This window comes from Streptomyces sp. NPDC086787, assembly GCF_044745865.1.
Classification (GTDB): Bacteria; Actinomycetota; Actinomycetes; order Streptomycetales; family Streptomycetaceae; genus Streptomyces.
The window spans coordinates 16,728-32,359 of record NZ_JBIVBC010000022.1; the positions used below are offsets into that span (position 1 = coordinate 16,728).

Consider the following 15,632-nt stretch of genomic DNA (forward strand, 5'->3'; position numbering starts at 1 on the left):
GCGCCAGTGGGGCATCCTGCCGATGGGGCCATCGGCAGGGCCGATGGGGCCGACGCTGTCCCTGCCGTGAGGAGACCGATGTCATGAAGTTCCTGGACGAGGCGACGGCCCGGGCGTGGCTCGGCATCGCGCTGGAGGAGGCGCGCGGCGGGCTCGCCGAGGGCGGTGTCCCCGTCGGCGCCGCGCTCTACGCCGCGGACGGCGCGCTGCTCGGCCGGGGCCGCAACCGGCGGGTGCAGGACGGGGACCCGTCCACGCACGCGGAGACCGCCGCCTTCCGCGCGGCGGGGCGGCAGCGGTCGTACCGGGGCACGACGATGGTGACCACGCTGTCGCCCTGCTGGTACTGCTCCGGTCTGGTCCGGCAGTTCGGGATCTCGCGGGTCGTGATCGGCGAGGCGGTCACCTTCCACGGCGGCCACGACTGGCTGGCCGAGCACGGTGTGGAGATCGTCGTGCTGGACGATCCCGAGTGTGCGGCGGTCATGCGTGAGTTCATGGACACGCACCCGGACCTGTGGAAGGAAGACATCGGTGAGTGAGCGTCCGCCCCGCATCCCGACCATTGATCTGCGGCCCTGGCTGGACGGCGGCGACGAGGAGCGGGCGGACGTCGCCCGGACCGTCGACCGGGCCCTGCGCACCGCCGGGTTCCTGCTCGTCACCGGGCACGGGGTCGACCCCGCGCTGCGCGCCGCCGTACGGGCCGCCGCCCGCCGGTTCTTCGCGCTGCCCGTCGCGGCCAAGCAGGCGTACGCGGCACGGGTCGGCGGGCGCGGGTGGCTCGGGCCGGGGGCGGAGGCGAACGGGTACTCGGAGGGGACCGAGACGCCGCCCGACCTGAAGGAGTCGCTGACCTTCGCGACGGACGAGCCGTTCGAGGACCCGGTCGTCAACGCCGAGTGGTACGCGCCCAATGTGTGGCCGAGCGAGGTTCCCGAGCTGCGGGCGCTGTGCGAGGAGTACCTCCGGGAGATGGCCCGGCTGGAGACGCTGCTGCTGTCGCTGCTCGGGCAGGCCCTCGGGCTCCGGCCCGACTTCTTCAGCCGGCACATGGGGCATCCGACCTACGGCTTCAACATCAACTGGTATCCGGGCACCGACGTGCTGGGCGAGCCCCGTCCGGGACAGTTCCGGATCGGGCCGCACACCGACTTCGGGACGGTCACCATCCTGGACCGGCAGGCCGGCAAGGGCGGACTCCAGGTACACACGGACGACGGAGGCTGGCAGGACGCACCCCACGATCCCGCCGCCCTCACCATCAACATCGGTGACCTGATGGCCCGTTGGACCGGGGACCGGTGGCGGTCGGGGCGCCACCGGGTGCTGCCGCCGCCGCTGGACGCGCCCGCCGAGGAACTCATGTCCCTCGTCTACTTCGGCGAGTGCACCCCGGGCACCCTGGTCGAGTCGGTTCCGGCGCCGGTGGGGCGAGTGGCGTATCCGCCCGTCGATTCCCATGTTTATCTGCGGGAGAAGCTCGACTCCATCACCGTCGAGTGACACCAGTGACTGCTGTGAACCGAGTGACGGAACCCGTTCAACACGCGCTCTAGTAAGGAGCAACTCCCCCTTCCTACACTGGGATCAAGGGGGGAATCGGTGCACAGACGTCTGCATGGACGCGGTGCCCTGTTCGACGCGGATCCGGCCGGGCTGGCTCCGCGACTCGTGGGCCTGCGTCCCTATCAGCACCGCGCGCATCCGTTCGAGCATCCGGCGGAGCCGCCCTTCGTCGTGCTCACCGGCGCGCGCGGACTGGGCAAGAGCGCGGTGCTCGCGGAGCTGCGCGAGGCCTACAAGGGGCACACTCCGGTCGCGCTGGTCGACTGCGCGGACGAGCAGTTCGCGGGGCCGCCCGCGGACCGGCCCGCCGAGTCCTGGTCCCCGGTGGCCCAGGCGCTGCTCGTCATCGCCGAGCAGCTCGCGGAGCCGGTGACCGGCGCCGGGCGGATCCAGTTCCCACGGCTGATGACGGGCCTGGTCGCGGTGGCCGCGGGCGGCTGGCGCGACGCGGACTCGGAGCGGATCCGGCGCGAGGTGGAACGGATCCTGCTGCTCAACGAGAGCGGTTCGTGGGTCGGCGGCCTCGCCGGGCGGTGGGCCGGGAAGGTGGCGGCGAAGGTGGTCGCCGCGGCGACCGGCAGCGGGCCGATCCTGTCGGGCGCGGTCGAGGCCACCCTGGAGTCCGTCGCGGAGGGGTTCGCGAACCGCCGGCACCACAAGGCGTCGGTCTGGTACCGGACCTACCCGAACGCGGGCGGGCACGCCCAGCGCGGGCTGATCCTGCTGTCCGGGCACTTCCGGGCGGGCGGCACCTCCCGGGAGCACGCCGAACGCCATCTGGTGCGGGCGCTGCTCGCCGACCTGACGGAGGCCTACGCGGGTGTGCTGCCGCGCATGAAACGGCTCGGCCGGCCGCTGGTGCTGCTCGACAACGCGCAGGACGCGCCCGGTCCCGGGCTGGTGGAAGCGGTGCTGCGGGACCGGTCGGAGGGGATCGCCGACCAGGTGGCGTTCATCGGCGCGCTGCGCGGCGACGGCCGGGAGGTCCTGCGCAACGCCGTGCGGCACGCGCTGCCCGAGGTGGCCCGGCGCAGCGGATGGGCGCCGGACGTCGCGGTGCCGTCCTCGCGGGCGCTGCTGGTCGCGCTGCCTGCGCTGTCTCCGGACGACACCCTGCACATCGTCGGCGCGGTCTGCGACGAGGTACCCGTCCCGCCCCAACTCCCGCACGCCACACACCGGCTGACCGGCGGCAACCCGCTGGGCATCGCGCTGCTCGCCGAGTCGGCCGCGCAGCACCTGCCGGAGGCGACCTCGCTCGGCGCGCTGCTCACCGCGGACGTGCGGCTGTACGAGGACCACGACGGCTCCCCCGCCTACCGTGAACTGCTGGACCGGCTGGTGCCCGCCGACCGGCTGGACGAACTGACCGTGCTGGCCGCCGCCCACGACCACGACTCGGCCTGTGCGCTGGCCGCGGCCCTGCTGCCGGACGACTTCGGTCCGTCGGACGTGCGGGCGTTGCAGACCCGGCTGGCCCGTGAGGGGCTGCCGGGCGCGCCCGGCCAGTTCGTGGGCGACCCGTTCGTACGGACGCTGCTGCTGCTCCGACTGCATGTGTCGGGCACCGACCACGACCGGTGGCGGGCGGCGCACGAGACGTTGATCGCGCACTACACGGGTTCCGCCGAGCACGCGGACGCCTATCGGCTGCACCACGAACTCTCCCTGGGGACCACGGAGTCGGCGGTCGCCCAGTTGCGTGACACCTTCCCCACCCTCGGCACCCGCGACTGGCTGCGCACGCTCCGCTTCGTCGCGTCGGCACCCTACTTCCACGCCCACAGCGCCGACGGGCGGGACTTCACCGGCCACGGCGACCGGCGCGCGGCCGTGGCGCTGGGCCGTACGGACGCCGCGCAGGTGGTGCCGGACGGTGTGGACGCCGTACTGCATCTGCGGATACGGCGGCTGCTGCACGCGGTGTGGCAGCTGGCCGACCCGCTGGTGCTGCCCGACCCGAGGGTGTGCGACCGGCTGCGGTTCGAGCTGGAGCAGCTGTCCAATCTGCGGCCCGCGGGCAACGCGCTGCTGTGGCGGGCGTCGCGGGACTGGCCGGCGGCCGCGCTCGCGGGACGCCCGCTGAGCGCCCCCGGCCGGGGGGACGACGAGGGCGACACGGACGACGGGGACGACGGGGACGACGCCGACGACCGGAGCGGGGTGGCGTGATGGCGTTCAGGGGGCTGGGCACTCGGCTGCGCGAGGGGATCTGGGAGATACCGCTGCGCCGCTATACGGCGCTGCTGGCCGTGGCGGCCCTGGTGGCCGGTCTGGTCTTCGCGGTGCGCGCGCTCGCACGGGACGACCGGTCGTGCGCGCCCGGGGTGACGCGGCCCGCGGGCAGCGACGAGTGCGTGGGTGTGGCGACGGGGGCGTACGACTTCGGCCATCCCCAGCTGCGGCAGACGGTGGCCGCGATCGAGCGGGAGAACAGCGGTCTGAAGTCCGGGAGTTATGTGACCGTCGCGCTCATGCTGCCGTACACGGCGACGGCCCGGTCCAGCGTGAGCGACATACTGCACGAGCTCCAGGGCGCGTATCTGGCGCAGTACGAGGCGAACCACAACGCCAACGGGGAGGCACCGGCGATCCGGCTGGTGCTGGCCAACCCGGGAGCGACCAGCACCCACTGGGAACTGACGATCGATCAGCTCGGGCGGATGGCGCGGGGTGCGGACCGGTTGCGGGCGGTCGTCGGGGTGGGGCAGAGCACCGACAGCAACAAGCGGGCGGTGCGTGAGCTGACCCGGCTGGGCGTTCCGGTGGTCGGCTCCTCCATCACCGCGGACGACCTGGCCAACGGGCAGGGCGGCAAGGACCCCTATCCGGGGCTCGCCCGGGTCGCGCCGACCAACACGGACGAGGCCCGCGCGCTGGCCTCGTTCGCCAGGGTCAGCGCGGGCCGGGCGCTGCTGGTGTACGACAAGCCCGGCGACCCGTACACACGGACGTTGCAGAACTCGTTCGCCGCGCTGATCAAGGGATCGCCGTACGAGCCGCAGCCGTTCACCCCGCCCGCGGACCGCAGCAAGGAGGGCACCACCGCCAACACCTTCCGGCAGATCACCCATCTGCTGTGCGACACCTCCGCGGAGACGGACACGATCCTGTTCGCGGGCCGGCACACCCAGCTGCGGCAGTTCATCAACGCGCTGGGCGGCCGCGGCTGCCAGGATCGGGCGTTCACGCTGCTGACCGGGGACGAGGGGTCGTATCTGACCGGCGAGAAGGACCTGGACCGCACCGCCCTGGAGCACCGTCTCACCGTCCGGTACACGGCTCTCGCGCACCCGGACGCGTGGGCGGGGACTCCCGCGAAGACGGGCGGTTCACCGGCGGACATGCGGACGCTGCGCACCCTGCTGGCGAGCGCCGGGCGGGAACCGGCCGGGCCGATCGGTCCGGTCGAGCTGGAGGACGGGCAGCTGATCATCGCGTACGACGCGGTCCGGCTGGCCGTGCACGGCATCCGCGAGGCGGTCCCGGACGGCGGCCGGATCCCGGCACTCGCGGACGTGGGCCTCCAGTGGCCCCAGGTCAAGGGCTCGCTGCGGGTGAACGGCGCGAGCGGCTGGATCTGCCTGGACGCCCACGGCAACCCGTACGACAAGGCCGTGCCGATCGTGCAGCTGGCCCCGGAGGGCGGCTCCCGCTTCGTCCGCATCGCCTGGCCGGAGGGGAAACCGCCGACGACGGAGTGCCTTCCGCCGTCCTAGGGCGGACACGCCCCAGTGGTGTCCGCGCCCCGGGTGAGCGCCGCGAGTTCCGTGTTGGCGCGCTCGGTCACCAGGGTGAGGACGCGGCCGGCGGCGGCCAGGTCCTCGGCGGGGATTCCGCCCCAGACGCGGGCGGTGACGGGGGCGGTCTCCGCGCCGACGGCGGCGAGCAGCTCGCGGCCCGCGTCCGTGGGGCGGATGTGTCCGCCGTCCGCCGTCAGCAGTTGCTTGGCGAGCAGTTCGTCGAGGGTGGCGCGGATGTCGGCCGGATCCTCCTTGAGGGAGTGCCGGACCTGGGTGACGAGGTCCTCCGGTGTCCGCGGGGTGTTGGCGGTGACGGCGGCGCGCAGGGCGACCTGCTGCGGGAACGTCATGCCGTGCCGGGCCAGGACGTGCAGCAGTACACCGCGCGCGGCGTAGTGGGCCAGGCCGAGGGCGCGGGCGTCGGCCACGGGTGCGGTGGAGGACGCGGTGGTGGACTCGGTGGTGGTCATGGTGTCTTCCCCTGTGTGCTCTCGTCGTTGTCCGGTACGGGTGGAGCGAGAGGTGCGTCGAGGAGGGTCGTCAACTCGTCGGTGAACGCGCGGGTGCGCGGGGCGTCGAGGCCGCCGAGCGGCTCCAGCAACTGCTGGAGCAGTTCCTGGACCAGCGTGATCGCCTGCCGCGTGACGTCCTGGCCCCGCTCGGTGAGGGCGAGTTGTACGGCGCGCGGGTCACGGGGATCGCGGGTGCGCTCGATCAGGCCGGCCGACTCCAGGGCGCGCGCCAGCTTGGAGACGTACAGCGCCTCCAGGCCGGTGTGGTCGGCGAGCCGGCGCTGACTGGGCCGTTCGCCCGCGCGCTGCATGGCGTGCAGTGACGCGACCAGTGAGTACTGCGCGTGGGTGAGCCCCAGCGGGGCCACCGCGCGGTCGACCGCGACACGCCATTTGTTGGCGAGCCGCCACACCAGGAAGCCGGGCGTGGGGCCCGGAGAACCCTTGCTCATGAAAAATAGAGTACATGGCGACTATGTACATGGCTACTATCTAGTAGGCACCACAAAGAGCCGCTATCCCGCAAGGATTTCGATCAGACGTTCGAAACGGGCCCGCCAGGCCGGCTCCGACTCGCCCTCGCCCTGGTACTCGTGGGTGAAGCGCAGCACGCAGCCCGCGTCCCCGTCCCGCTCCAGATGGAAGCGGAGGCGGCCGCTGCCGTCCACCGTGTACTCGGCGACCCGGTCCACGTCCCACGCGGTGACCTGCCCGCTGCCCAGCTCACCCAGGGTGACCGAACCGCCGAGCCGGGGCTCGAGGACGTCGGCGGAGGTGAACCAGCCCGCCAGCCCCATCGGCGTGGACACGGCCGCCCAGACCAGGCCCATGGACCTGGGCAGCCGCACCAGGAAGTGCAGGATCCGGGTGTTCCCGTGGGTCTGGCTCATGCCCTGTTCGATGGAACCGGTCATGCCTCCAGTGTCACCGATCGGGCCCCGGCCCGTGCGGTCAGACGCCCGCGTAGGAGTGCTTGCCGCTCACGAAGATGTTGACGCCGTAGTAGTTGAACAGCCAGCAGGCGAACGCGAGCATCGCGAGGTAGGCGGCCTTGCGGCCCTTCCAGCCGGCCGTGGCACGGGCGTGCAGATAGCAGGCGTAGCCGATCCAGGTGATGAAGGACCAGGTCTCCTTGGGGTCCCAGTTCCAGTAGCGGCCCCAGGCGTCGCCCGCCCAGATCGCGCCCGCGATGATCGTGAACGTCCACAGCGGGAAGACCGCCGCGTTGACCCGGTAGGCGAACTTGTCCAGCGAGGCCGAGGCGGGCAGTCGCTCCAGCACGGAGGTCGCGAACGCACCGGGCCTGCCGCCGCGCTCCAGCTTGTTCTCGTACGAGTCCTTGAACAGGTAGAGGATCGTCGAGACCGCGCCCACGTAGAAGACCGCGCCGCAGAAGATCGCGGTGGAGACGTGGATGTACAGCCAGTACGAGTGCAGCGCGGGGACCAGCTGGTCGCTCGCGGTGTAGAGGACGGTGACCGCGAGCCCGAGGTCGAGCAGCACCGAGGTGATGAGGAACAGGCCCATCCAGCGCACGTTCTTGCGCAGCGCCAGCAGCCCGAGGTACACGGCGACGGCGACCGTGGAGAACGTGATGTTGAACTCGTACATGTTGCCCCACGGCGCCCGACCCACGGAGGCCGCGCGGGCGACGACACCGGCGAGTTCCACCAGGAAGGCGAGCACGGTGAGGGACACGGCGACACGGCCGTACAGGTCGCCCTGCTCGTCACCGCCGTGGGCGCCAGGGCCGTCCGGTACGTCACGGGCGCCGACCGAGGACCGGACGACGACCTTGGGCCGCTCGAGAACGGCGGTGCCCCCGGCCGACTTCACGGTGACCGCGGGACCGGCCGCCTTCTTCGCGGCGGCGGCACCCGCGGTGAGCGCGGCGGCCGTGCGGCCGACCTTGCTGCGGCTGCCGAGGAGCCACTCCGCGATGTACGCGAAGAAGGCCAGGGTGTAGACGGCCATCGAGGAGTAGATCAGCGTGTTGCTGATGCTCGCGAGATGCTCGTTGGTCGCGACGGCGAGTGTCACTGGTCAGCCCCTTCGGCGGGTACGACTTCGGGGTCGGGGGTGGATTCGGGTTCGGCGTCGGGTGCCCCCGGCGCCTGGTCGTAGAGGAGCCCGGCGAGCGCGCCCAGCTCCTCGGGCACCTTGGCGGACTCGCTGCGGCCGAGCCCGGCCATCTCGACGACGGTCACGCCGTCGGCGCCGCGGACGGCCCGCACCCACACGCGGCGGCGCTGGATGAACAGGGAGGCGGCGAGACCGAAGATCGCGCCGAAGGCTCCGCCGAGCGCCCAGCCGCCACCGGGCTCCTGGACGACCTCGAAGCCGGCCCACTCCTTGACGTCCTTCTCGAAGGTCACCGAACCGGCGCCGTCGGGGAGGACCGTGGTCTGGCCGGGCCTCAGGTTCACCCTCAGCTGCTTGTGGCCCTTGGCGTCCTTGGGGTCCTTGAAGTCCTTCATGTCGGTCTTGTCGAGCTGGTACACGCTCTGCGACAGACCGGCGTTCACGCCGCCCAGGTCGCCGTGGTACGGCTCCAGGTTCAGCATGGGGCTCAGCAGCGCCGGGAACGCCGAGGCTGCCTCCCTGCCCGGTCCGGCGTAGGTCGGCAGCAGGGTGGCCCTGATGCCGAGCTGCTCCTTGACGCCCTTGGCGTTCCGGTAGCCGTCCATCACCTTGATCACGCCGATCGAGGTGACGTTCCCGTCCAGCGGGAGCAGCGGTACGGCGCCCTTGAAGACGACGTTGCCCTTGCCGTCCCGCACGGTCATGACCGGCGCGTAGCCGTGGCTGACGAGGTAGACCTTCGCGCCGCCGATCTCCAGCGGCTCGTTGACCTTGACGGTGGTCGACCGCGCCTTGCCGTAGGCGCCCTCGTTGTAGGTGAGCTTCGCCTGGAAGGTGCGCGGGGTGCCGCGGTTCGGGCCGGTCAGCTCGTAGGTGCCCTGGAAGTCCTTCAGGTCGAAGCTGAACGGCACCAGGTCGTCGGTGCTGAAGAGGCTGCCGGACTTGAAGTCGTCGTACTGGGTGATCGAGTTGGCGAACCCGCCCCCCTCGACGACCAGCTTGTTGCCGTCCGACTTGTACAGCTGGCCCCAGGCGAACGCGACCAGCAGCACGATCAGCGCGATGTGGAAGACCAGGTTGCCCAGCTCACGGACGTAGCCCTTCTCGGCGGCGACGGCGTCCCCGGCGACATGGGCGCGGAAGCGGCGCCGCTTCAGCAGCGCGAGCGCGGCCTCGCGGACCTCCTCCGGGGCGGCCTCGGTGCGCCAGGTGGTGTAGGCGGGCAGCCGGGTCAGCCGCTTGGGCGCGCCCGGCGGCCGGCCGCGCAGCTGACCGACGAACTGCCAGGTGCGCGGGATGATGCAGCCGATGAGGGAGACGAACAGCAGGATGTAGATCGCGGAGAACCACACCGAGCTGTAGACGTGGAAAAGGCCCAGTTTGTCGTAGATCGGCGCGAGGAACGTGTGCCGCTCACGGAAGTCGGCGACCTTGGTGATGTCGGCGCCGGTCTGCGGGATGAGCGAGCCGGGGATCGCGCCGAGCGACAGCAGCAGGAGCAGCAGCAGCGCGACCCGCATGGAGGTGAGCTGCCGCCAGAACCAGCGGATCCAGCCGATGACGCCCAGCGAGGGGAGGCCCGGCAGCTCTTCACTGGGGGCGGTGGACAGCTGGGAGCCCGCGGCGCCGAGGTCCTGGTCGTCGGCGCCGGCGGCGGAGTTGTCGGCGGTGGTCTTGCTCATCGGTCAGATCCCCACAGTGAAGCCGTTGGACCAGGTCTGCATCTCGTTCACGAGACTGTCCCACGCCCCGGTCAGCAGCAGCACACCGGTCACGATCATCATCGTGCCGCCGATCCGCATCACCCAGACGTAGTGGCGCTTGACCCAGCTGAAGGCGCCCAGGGCCTTGCGGAAGGCGACGGCCGTGAGGACGAAGGGCACACCGAGGCCGAGGCAGTAGGCGACGGTCAGTATGGCGCCGCGGCCGGCGCTGGCCTGCTGGGAGGACAGGGCGACGACGGAGGCGAGGGTGGGTCCGATGCACGGGGTCCAGCCGATGCCGAACAGCGCGCCGAGGACGGGTGCGCTCACCAGGCCCGCGGCCGGGCGCTTGTGGAACCGGAACTCACGCTGGGTCAGCCAGGGCATCAGCCCCATGAAGAAGATCCCCAGCAGAATCATGAACACGCCGAGCACCTTGGACAGGGTTTCCTTGTGTTCCTGGAGGCTCTGCCCGGCATACCCGAACAGCGCTCCGGTGGAGACGAACACGGCGGTGAAGCCGAGCACGAACAGCGCGGCGCCCGCCACCATCCGGCCGCGGCGGGCCTCACCCAGGTCGGTCCCGGTGACCCCGGTCACATAGGAGAGATAGCCGGGGACCAGCGGCAGCACACACGGCGAGAAGAACGAGACGAGACCGCCGAGCACCGCGACGGGCAGGGCGACCAGCAGCGCGCCGTTGAACACGGTCTCGTTGCGGCCCACCACCTCGGCGGCCAGCGGGACGAGCGCGCTCACGCTACTTCTCCGCCAGGACCGGCTTGATCATCTTGACCAGGCCCCCCTCGTCGAGCCCCTGGAGGGCTCGCGCGGCGATCTTCCCGTCCCGGTCGATGACGAGGGTGGAGGGGATCAGCTGCGGGTTGAGCGTGCCCCTCTTGAAGCGGAGCATCATCTTGCCGGACGGGTCGTACAGGCTCGGGTAGCCGATCGCTTGGTCCTTCTCGAAGGCGACCGCCTGCGTGAGGGCGGTGTCCCGGGTGTTGATGCCGACGAACTGCACACCCTTGTCCTGGTACTCCTTGGAGACCTTGGCGAAGTACTTGCCCTCGGAACGGCACGGCCCGCACCAGGAGCCCCACACGTTGACGACGACGACCTTGCCCTTGTAGTCGGCGACGTCGAGGTTCTTGCCGTCGATCGTCCTGCCGGACAGGTCGGGGGCCGCGGTCCGGTGGCCCCGGGCCACGGTGTCGATGCCGTTCTTGCCGGTGACGAAGTTGGTGTCGCCGCCTCCGCCGGAGGTGCCGCCCGGGCCACACGCGGACAGAGTGACCAGGGCGGCCGCGGCGGCCGCGGCGGCAGACAGAACGCGGCTACGGGTGCTCATGTGAAAAGTTTCGCATGCCCGTTCTGGGGATCTTGCCCACCCCCCTCGGGCACGGAAACCAGCACTTCACGCCGTATGTCGCGAGGGCGTGCGGGTGTGCGAGCGCGAGGGTGTGGGGCCGCGGGTCTGGGGCCGCCGGTGTGGGGCAGCGGTCAGCTGGTCTTCGGGGCGGCGGGCGACCCGGAGCGGGTGCCGGCGGGCGTGCCGCCGAGGAAGGTCTTCCAGCCGCCGCTCGGCTGCTGCCCGACGTTCAGCGTGCGCAGCTTTTCGAGCGCCTCGGGCCGCTGGACGTCCATCCAGTCGGTGAACTGCCGGAAGGAGACGATGCGTACGTCGGCGCCCTTCTCCTTCTCCTGCGCGATGTGCTTGAACGCCGCCTCCACGGCGTCCATGTAGATGCCGCCGTTCCACTTCTCGAAGTGGTTGCCGATGAAGAAGGGGGCGCGGTTCGTCTCGTATGCCCGCCGGAATCCCTTGATGTACGCCTGCGTGGCCTGCTGCTTCCAGCCCGGGTAGTTGTGGGCGGGCGCGTTCGTCGAGTTGCCCGACTGGTTGGCGAGGATGTTGTAGTCCATCGACAGGACCTCGAAGCTGTGGCCGGGGAAGGGTATCTGCTGAAGCGGGAAGTCCCAGATGCCCTTCTTCTTCCGCGGCCATGTCTGGGTGCCGCCGGGCGAGGAGGCGTCGTAGCGCCAGCCGAGTTCGCGGGCGGTGGGCAACAGGTTGTCCTGGCCCTTCAGACAGGGCGTGCGACCGCCGACGAGTTCCTTGTCGTAGTCGAACGGCAGGGAAGGCAGGTCGGTCCACCCGGAGTTGGTCCGCCACTTCTTGACGAAGTCCTTGGCCTGCTGGATCTCGCTGCGCCACTGCTGCGGGGTCCAGTGCTCGACGGAGCCGGAGCCGCCGCAGAAGTGCCCGTTGAAGTGCGTTCCGATCTCGTGGCCCTCGAGCCAGGCCCGGCGCACGTTCGTCAGGGTGGCCTTGACGTGGTCGTCGGTGAGGTAGCCGATGTCGGAGGCGCCGCGCGGGTTGTTGGGCGGGTCGTAGAGCCGCTTCTTCGCCTCGGGGAGCAGATACAGCCCCGAGAGGAAGAAGGTCATGGCCGCGCCGTGCTCCTTGGCGAGGTCGAGGAAGCGCGGGAAGAGGCCGTTTCCGACCTCGCCCGCGCCGTCCCAGGAGAAGATCACGAACTGCGGCGGCGCCTGCCCGGCCTCCAACGGCACCGGCTTGGCCGGCTGGTGGGGCTGCTTTCCGGTGAAGGAGGTGGAGCCGTCGCCGATGGGCTTGGCGGCCGGCGCGGCATCGCCGCCCTTGCCGTCACCCTTGCCGTCGCCGTTCTTGCCGTCGTCGGAACCGGAACCGTGCCCGCCACCGTCCGATGACGACAGGGCTCCGCATCCCGCGAGTCCGGCGGCAGCCGCCGCACCCGCGCCGAGCCCGATTAGTCCCCTGCGCGTGCGAATGCGCATCGCGTCCCCGATCGTCGCGTCCTCCGGTTGTCACTCAGTCAGAGGGCGCGACGAACGGCCGGGTTCCTAAAATCATATGATTTAACAGAAATTGAACAGGATGCTGACAGGATCCCTACAGGCAGCCGCCGGTGAGGGAACTGGTCCGGGCTAGGCGCCGAAGGCCTTCCCGCCGCCCTGCCCGCCCTTGACCGGCTTGGCACCGGCGAGGAGATGGGCCGGGACCAGGTCACGCGCGGGCTCGGAGTACCCGACGGAGACGATCCGGTCGCCCCGGAACGTGAACGACGTCAACGAGGCCAGCGTGCACTGCCGCTTGCGCGGGTCGTGCCACAGCCGCCGCTTCTCGACGTACGAGCGGACGATCCAGATCGGCAGCTGGTGGCTGACGAGCACGGCCTCGTGCCCGCGCGCCCGGTCCTTGGCCGCGTTCAGCGCGCCCATCATCCGCACGACCTGGTCCACGTACGGCTCGCCCCAGGACGGCCGGAACGGGTTGACGAGGTGCTTCCAGTTGCCGGGCTTGCGCAGGGCGCCGTCGCCGACCCCGAAGGTCTTGCCCTGGAAGACGTTCTCCGCCTCGATGAGCCGCGCGTCGGTGTCGAGGTCGAGACCGTGCGCCTTGGCGATCGGCGTGGCGGTCTCCTGCGCCCGCTCCAGCGGGGAGGCGACGACATGGGTCACGTCCCGGGAGGCGAGGTGCTCGGCGACCCGCTCGGCCATCTGCCGCCCGAGCGCGGAGAGGTGGTAACCGGGCAGGCGACCGTAGAGCACCCCGTCCGGGTTCTCGACCTCGCCGTGCCGCATGAGGTGGACGACGGTGATGTCGCCGTTGTCGGCGCGGTCGGCGCTGTCAGGGGTGGGGGCGGTGTTGGCGGTCACGCGGTGGCCTCCGCGGCGGCTCGGGCCGCCGCCGGAAGGGCGTCGGCGATCTTCTGGATGGCCCGCTCGTCGTGGGCCGTGGACACGAACCATGACTCGAAGGACGACGGCGGCAGATAGACGCCGTTCGCCAGCATCGAGTGGAAGAAGGCGGTGTAGCGGAAGGACTCCTGCGCCTTGGCGTCCTCGTAGTCGCGCACCGGGCGGCCGGTGAAGAAGACGGAGAACATGTTGGAGGCGGTCTGCACCTGGTGCGCGACACCCTCCTTGTTCAGGGCCTCGTGGACGAGCCCCTGGATCTGCGCGGACACGCTGTCGACGGTGCCGTACGCCGCGTCGTCGAGGAGCCGCAGCTGGGCGAGTCCCGCGGCGGTGGCGACCGGGTTCCCGGAGAGGGTGCCGGCCTGGTAGACGGGCCCGGCGGGCGCGAGACGCTCCATGACGTCGGCCCGGCCGCCGAAGGCCGCGGCCGGGAACCCGCCGCCCATGACCTTGCCGAAGGTCATCAGGTCGGGCGTGACCCCGTCGACCCCAAACCATCCGGCACGGCTGGTACGGAACCCGGTCATCACCTCGTCGGAGATGAACAGCGCGCCGTTGCGGCGGCAGGCGTCCTTGAGTCCCTGGTTGAACCCGGGCGCGGGCGGCACGACGCCCATGTTGCCGGGCGAGGCCTCGGTGATCACGCAGGCGATCTCGCCGGGATGCCGGTGGAAGGCCTCCTGCACGGCCTCGAGATCGTTGTACGGCAGCACGATGGTGTCGCCGGCCTGCGCACCGGTGACACCGGGCGTGTCGGGCAGCGCGAAGGTGGCCACCCCGGAGCCGGCGGCGGCCAGCAGCGAGTCGACGTGACCGTGGTAACACCCGGCGAACTTGATCACCTTGGTGCGCTGGGTGAAGCCGCGGGCGAGCCGGATCGCGGACATGGTGGCCTCGGTGCCGCTGGAGACGAGACGCACCTGTTCCACGGGCTCGACCCGGGCGACGATCTCCTCGGCGAGTGCCACCTCGCCCTCACCGGGCGTACCGAAGGACGTACCGCGCGCGACCGCCTCCTGGACGGCGGCGATGACCTCGGGGTGCGAGTGCCCGAGGATCATGGGACCCCACGAACAGACGAGATCGACGTACTCCCGCCCGTCCGCGTCGGTCAGATACGGGCCGGCGCCGGACACCATGAACCGGGGCGTGCCGCCCACGGCGCGGAAGGCGCGCACCGGGGAGTTCACGCCGCCGGGTGTGACGACGGCCGCACGGTCGAACAGAGCCTGCGAGGAGGGCGCTTCGTATGGATAGGGCGTATGAGGGATTTCGCTCATGACGTGCGACTTCTCCGACTTCTCGGACTCCGGATGCTGCGTGGTTGACCTCCTCAGGGTAGGCCGCCCCGGTCACCCCTCCGGCAAACACGTGGTCGATCTCGCGTCCGACACCCCTGGCCGATCCGGTGCCATCTGCGAGACTGGGGGCCGTATGGCTCCCCGCACGTTTCGGCGGGCGGTCGTGGGGGAGGTCACTGTCACGATGATCGGGTTGCGTGGCGGGGGCCACGCGTCCTAGAAAAGCAGTCGGGTGGAGATATGCATCGCGGTGGCGGACCGGGCGAGGGGACTGACGACCTCGGTCCTCGACGTGCCCGGCGGGGAAGGCACCGACGCGACGCGGAGGAGACGACCGAGGCACGTCAGGCACATGGCACACCGGGCGGGACGCCGGGAAGCGCGTCGAGCGGCACCCCGAGTGGCACCCCGGGCGGGGCACCGCCCGGCACACCGAGTGGCACTCCGGCTGAGTCGGAGCGGGACGACCGACGTATCGACCGTCGGATCGATCGGCTGAGGACGGGGAGCAGAAATGGTGGTCGGGTGGGGGTGACGTACAAATACTTCGGCGCGCCGAACGGCGCCGCCGCGGCCCGCGTGCCGATCTCGATGCGCCCCGAGGAGCTCGGCGGCGACGAGCTCGGCATGAACGGCATGTTCACCAAGATCAAGCCGGAGACGGTGGCCGCGATGGTGCTGACCGGCATCGAGGGCGTCCCCCTGCACAAGGTCCCGCCCCTGGAACTGGTCGTCCTGCACCCCGACTACGCGGTGGTCAAACTCCCGATGACCGTCGTGGACCCCCTCCGCGGCATCGGCGAGGAAGCGGTCGGCGCGGCGGCGTTCATCTGGTCCACGGTCCCGGACCGGGGCGGCCCCCGGGACGCGTTCAACGTGTACCAACTGCTGCACGAGTGGCAGGACTTCTCCAAGCGACTGCATGAGGCGGGGCATCAACCCTATTGCCTGGTGTGGCCGTGACCTGCGGTTTCTTAC

Annotated in this window: 15 protein-coding genes; 5 read left to right on the forward strand and 10 right to left on the reverse strand. The window is 71.0% G+C overall.

Features of this window, described 5'->3' with window-relative positions:
• The first annotated feature begins 83 nt into the window (after window positions 1–83).
• The 4 genes from ACIPK3_RS31590 to ACIPK3_RS31605 all read left to right on the forward strand — a co-directional run bounded on the left by ACIPK3_RS31590 (window position 84) and on the right by ACIPK3_RS31605 (window position 5,288).
• Window positions 84–542, forward strand: coding sequence for a nucleoside deaminase (locus tag ACIPK3_RS31590; protein ID WP_402575237.1), 459 nt, complete (start codon window positions 84–86; stop codon window positions 540–542).
• Entirely contained in the window at window positions 535–1,506 is a 972-nt protein-coding gene (locus tag ACIPK3_RS31595; RefSeq protein ID WP_402575238.1) for an isopenicillin N synthase family dioxygenase, read from the forward strand. The genes ACIPK3_RS31590 and ACIPK3_RS31595 overlap by 8 nt, the downstream gene beginning before the upstream one ends.
• A 99-nt stretch (window positions 1,507–1,605) precedes the next feature.
• The gene (locus ACIPK3_RS31600) at window positions 1,606–3,741 is read left to right on the forward strand and encodes a hypothetical protein (RefSeq protein ID WP_402575240.1); all 2,136 of its coding nucleotides are present in this window, start codon (window positions 1,606–1,608) and stop codon (window positions 3,739–3,741) included.
• A complete protein-coding gene (locus ACIPK3_RS31605) occupies window positions 3,741–5,288 on the forward strand; it encodes an ABC transporter substrate-binding protein (protein WP_402575242.1) in 1,548 nt (515 codons plus the stop codon). Before ACIPK3_RS31600 ends, ACIPK3_RS31605 begins: the two co-directional genes overlap by 1 nt.
• Here ACIPK3_RS31605 and ACIPK3_RS31610 read toward each other — a convergent pair.
• From ACIPK3_RS31610 to hemL, 10 genes are all read right to left on the reverse strand, one after another.
• On the reverse strand, window positions 5,285–5,782 hold the full coding sequence (locus tag ACIPK3_RS31610) for a MarR family transcriptional regulator (RefSeq protein WP_402575244.1): 498 nt from the start codon (window positions 5,780–5,782) through the stop codon (window positions 5,285–5,287). The two genes, ACIPK3_RS31605 and ACIPK3_RS31610, sit on opposite strands and share 4 nt — an antisense overlap.
• Window positions 5,779–6,276, reverse strand: a complete 498-nt coding sequence (locus ACIPK3_RS31615) for a MarR family winged helix-turn-helix transcriptional regulator (protein ID WP_402575245.1) — start codon at window positions 6,274–6,276, stop codon at window positions 5,779–5,781. Before ACIPK3_RS31615 ends, ACIPK3_RS31610 begins: the two co-directional genes overlap by 4 nt.
• Before the next feature lie 63 nt (window positions 6,277–6,339).
• On the reverse strand, window positions 6,340–6,738 hold the full coding sequence (locus tag ACIPK3_RS31620; protein WP_402575247.1) for a hypothetical protein: 399 nt from the start codon (window positions 6,736–6,738) through the stop codon (window positions 6,340–6,342).
• Between the two features lie 37 nt (window positions 6,739–6,775).
• Window positions 6,776–7,864 carry a c-type cytochrome biogenesis protein CcsB gene (ccsB, locus tag ACIPK3_RS31625; protein WP_402575249.1) on the reverse strand — a complete coding sequence of 363 codons (1,089 nt, stop codon included), beginning with the start codon at window positions 7,862–7,864 and terminating at the stop codon, window positions 6,776–6,778.
• Window positions 7,861–9,588 carry a cytochrome c biogenesis protein ResB gene (locus tag ACIPK3_RS31630; RefSeq protein ID WP_402575251.1) on the reverse strand — a complete coding sequence of 576 codons (1,728 nt, stop codon included), beginning with the start codon at window positions 9,586–9,588 and terminating at the stop codon, window positions 7,861–7,863. The genes ccsB and ACIPK3_RS31630 overlap by 4 nt, the downstream gene beginning before the upstream one ends.
• A 3-nt stretch (window positions 9,589–9,591) precedes the next feature.
• Window positions 9,592–10,368, reverse strand: a complete 777-nt coding sequence (locus ACIPK3_RS31635) for a cytochrome c biogenesis CcdA family protein (RefSeq protein WP_402575253.1) — start codon at window positions 10,366–10,368, stop codon at window positions 9,592–9,594.
• A 1-nt stretch (window position 10,369) separates the two neighbouring features.
• Window positions 10,370–10,960: a TlpA family protein disulfide reductase gene (locus tag ACIPK3_RS31640; protein ID WP_402575254.1), complete on the reverse strand. Its 591-nt coding sequence runs from the start codon at window positions 10,958–10,960 to the stop codon at window positions 10,370–10,372.
• Between the two features lie 152 nt (window positions 10,961–11,112).
• A complete protein-coding gene (locus ACIPK3_RS31645; RefSeq protein ID WP_402575256.1) occupies window positions 11,113–12,429 on the reverse strand; it encodes a hypothetical protein in 1,317 nt (438 codons plus the stop codon).
• Between the two features lie 150 nt (window positions 12,430–12,579).
• Window positions 12,580–13,236, reverse strand: a complete 657-nt coding sequence (locus ACIPK3_RS31650) for a histidine phosphatase family protein (RefSeq protein ID WP_402575334.1) — start codon at window positions 13,234–13,236, stop codon at window positions 12,580–12,582.
• Window positions 13,237–13,307: 71 nt separating this feature from the next.
• The gene (gene hemL, locus ACIPK3_RS31655; protein WP_402575257.1) at window positions 13,308–14,633 is read right to left on the reverse strand and encodes a glutamate-1-semialdehyde 2,1-aminomutase; all 1,326 of its coding nucleotides are present in this window, start codon (window positions 14,631–14,633) and stop codon (window positions 13,308–13,310) included.
• 261 nt (window positions 14,634–14,894) lie between these two features.
• Here hemL and ACIPK3_RS31660 point away from each other — a divergent pair, with 261 nt between their 5' ends.
• Complete coding sequence (locus tag ACIPK3_RS31660; RefSeq protein WP_402575259.1) at window positions 14,895–15,617, forward strand: hypothetical protein; 723 nt, start codon at window positions 14,895–14,897, stop codon at window positions 15,615–15,617.
• Window positions 15,618–15,632 lie beyond the last annotated feature (15 nt).

Excerpts from the sequence above, each read along its gene's own strand:
- ACIPK3_RS31590 (WP_402575237.1), top strand. The coding sequence starts at position 84 with ATGAAGTTCCTGGACGAGGCGACGGCCCGGGCGTGGCTCGGCATCGCG.
- ACIPK3_RS31605 (WP_402575242.1), top strand. The coding sequence starts at position 3,741 with ATGGCGTTCAGGGGGCTGGGCACTCGGCTGCGCGAGGGGATCTGGGAG.
- ACIPK3_RS31610 (WP_402575244.1), bottom strand. The coding sequence starts at position 5,782 with ATGACCACCACCGAGTCCACCACCGCGTCCTCCACCGCACCCGTGGCC.
- ACIPK3_RS31615 (WP_402575245.1), bottom strand. The coding sequence starts at position 6,276 with ATGAGCAAGGGTTCTCCGGGCCCCACGCCCGGCTTCCTGGTGTGGCGG.
- ACIPK3_RS31620 (WP_402575247.1), bottom strand. The coding sequence starts at position 6,738 with ATGACCGGTTCCATCGAACAGGGCATGAGCCAGACCCACGGGAACACC.
- ACIPK3_RS31630 (WP_402575251.1), bottom strand. The coding sequence starts at position 9,588 with ATGAGCAAGACCACCGCCGACAACTCCGCCGCCGGCGCCGACGACCAG.
- ACIPK3_RS31640 (WP_402575254.1), bottom strand. The coding sequence starts at position 10,960 with ATGAGCACCCGTAGCCGCGTTCTGTCTGCCGCCGCGGCCGCCGCGGCC.
- ACIPK3_RS31645 (WP_402575256.1), bottom strand. The coding sequence starts at position 12,429 with ATGCGCATTCGCACGCGCAGGGGACTAATCGGGCTCGGCGCGGGTGCG.
- ACIPK3_RS31650 (WP_402575334.1), bottom strand. The coding sequence starts at position 13,236 with ATGCGGCACGGCGAGGTCGAGAACCCGGACGGGGTGCTCTACGGTCGC.
- hemL (WP_402575257.1), bottom strand. The coding sequence starts at position 14,633 with ATGAGCGAAATCCCTCATACGCCCTATCCATACGAAGCGCCCTCCTCG.
- ACIPK3_RS31660 (WP_402575259.1), top strand. The coding sequence starts at position 14,895 with ATGCATCGCGGTGGCGGACCGGGCGAGGGGACTGACGACCTCGGTCCT.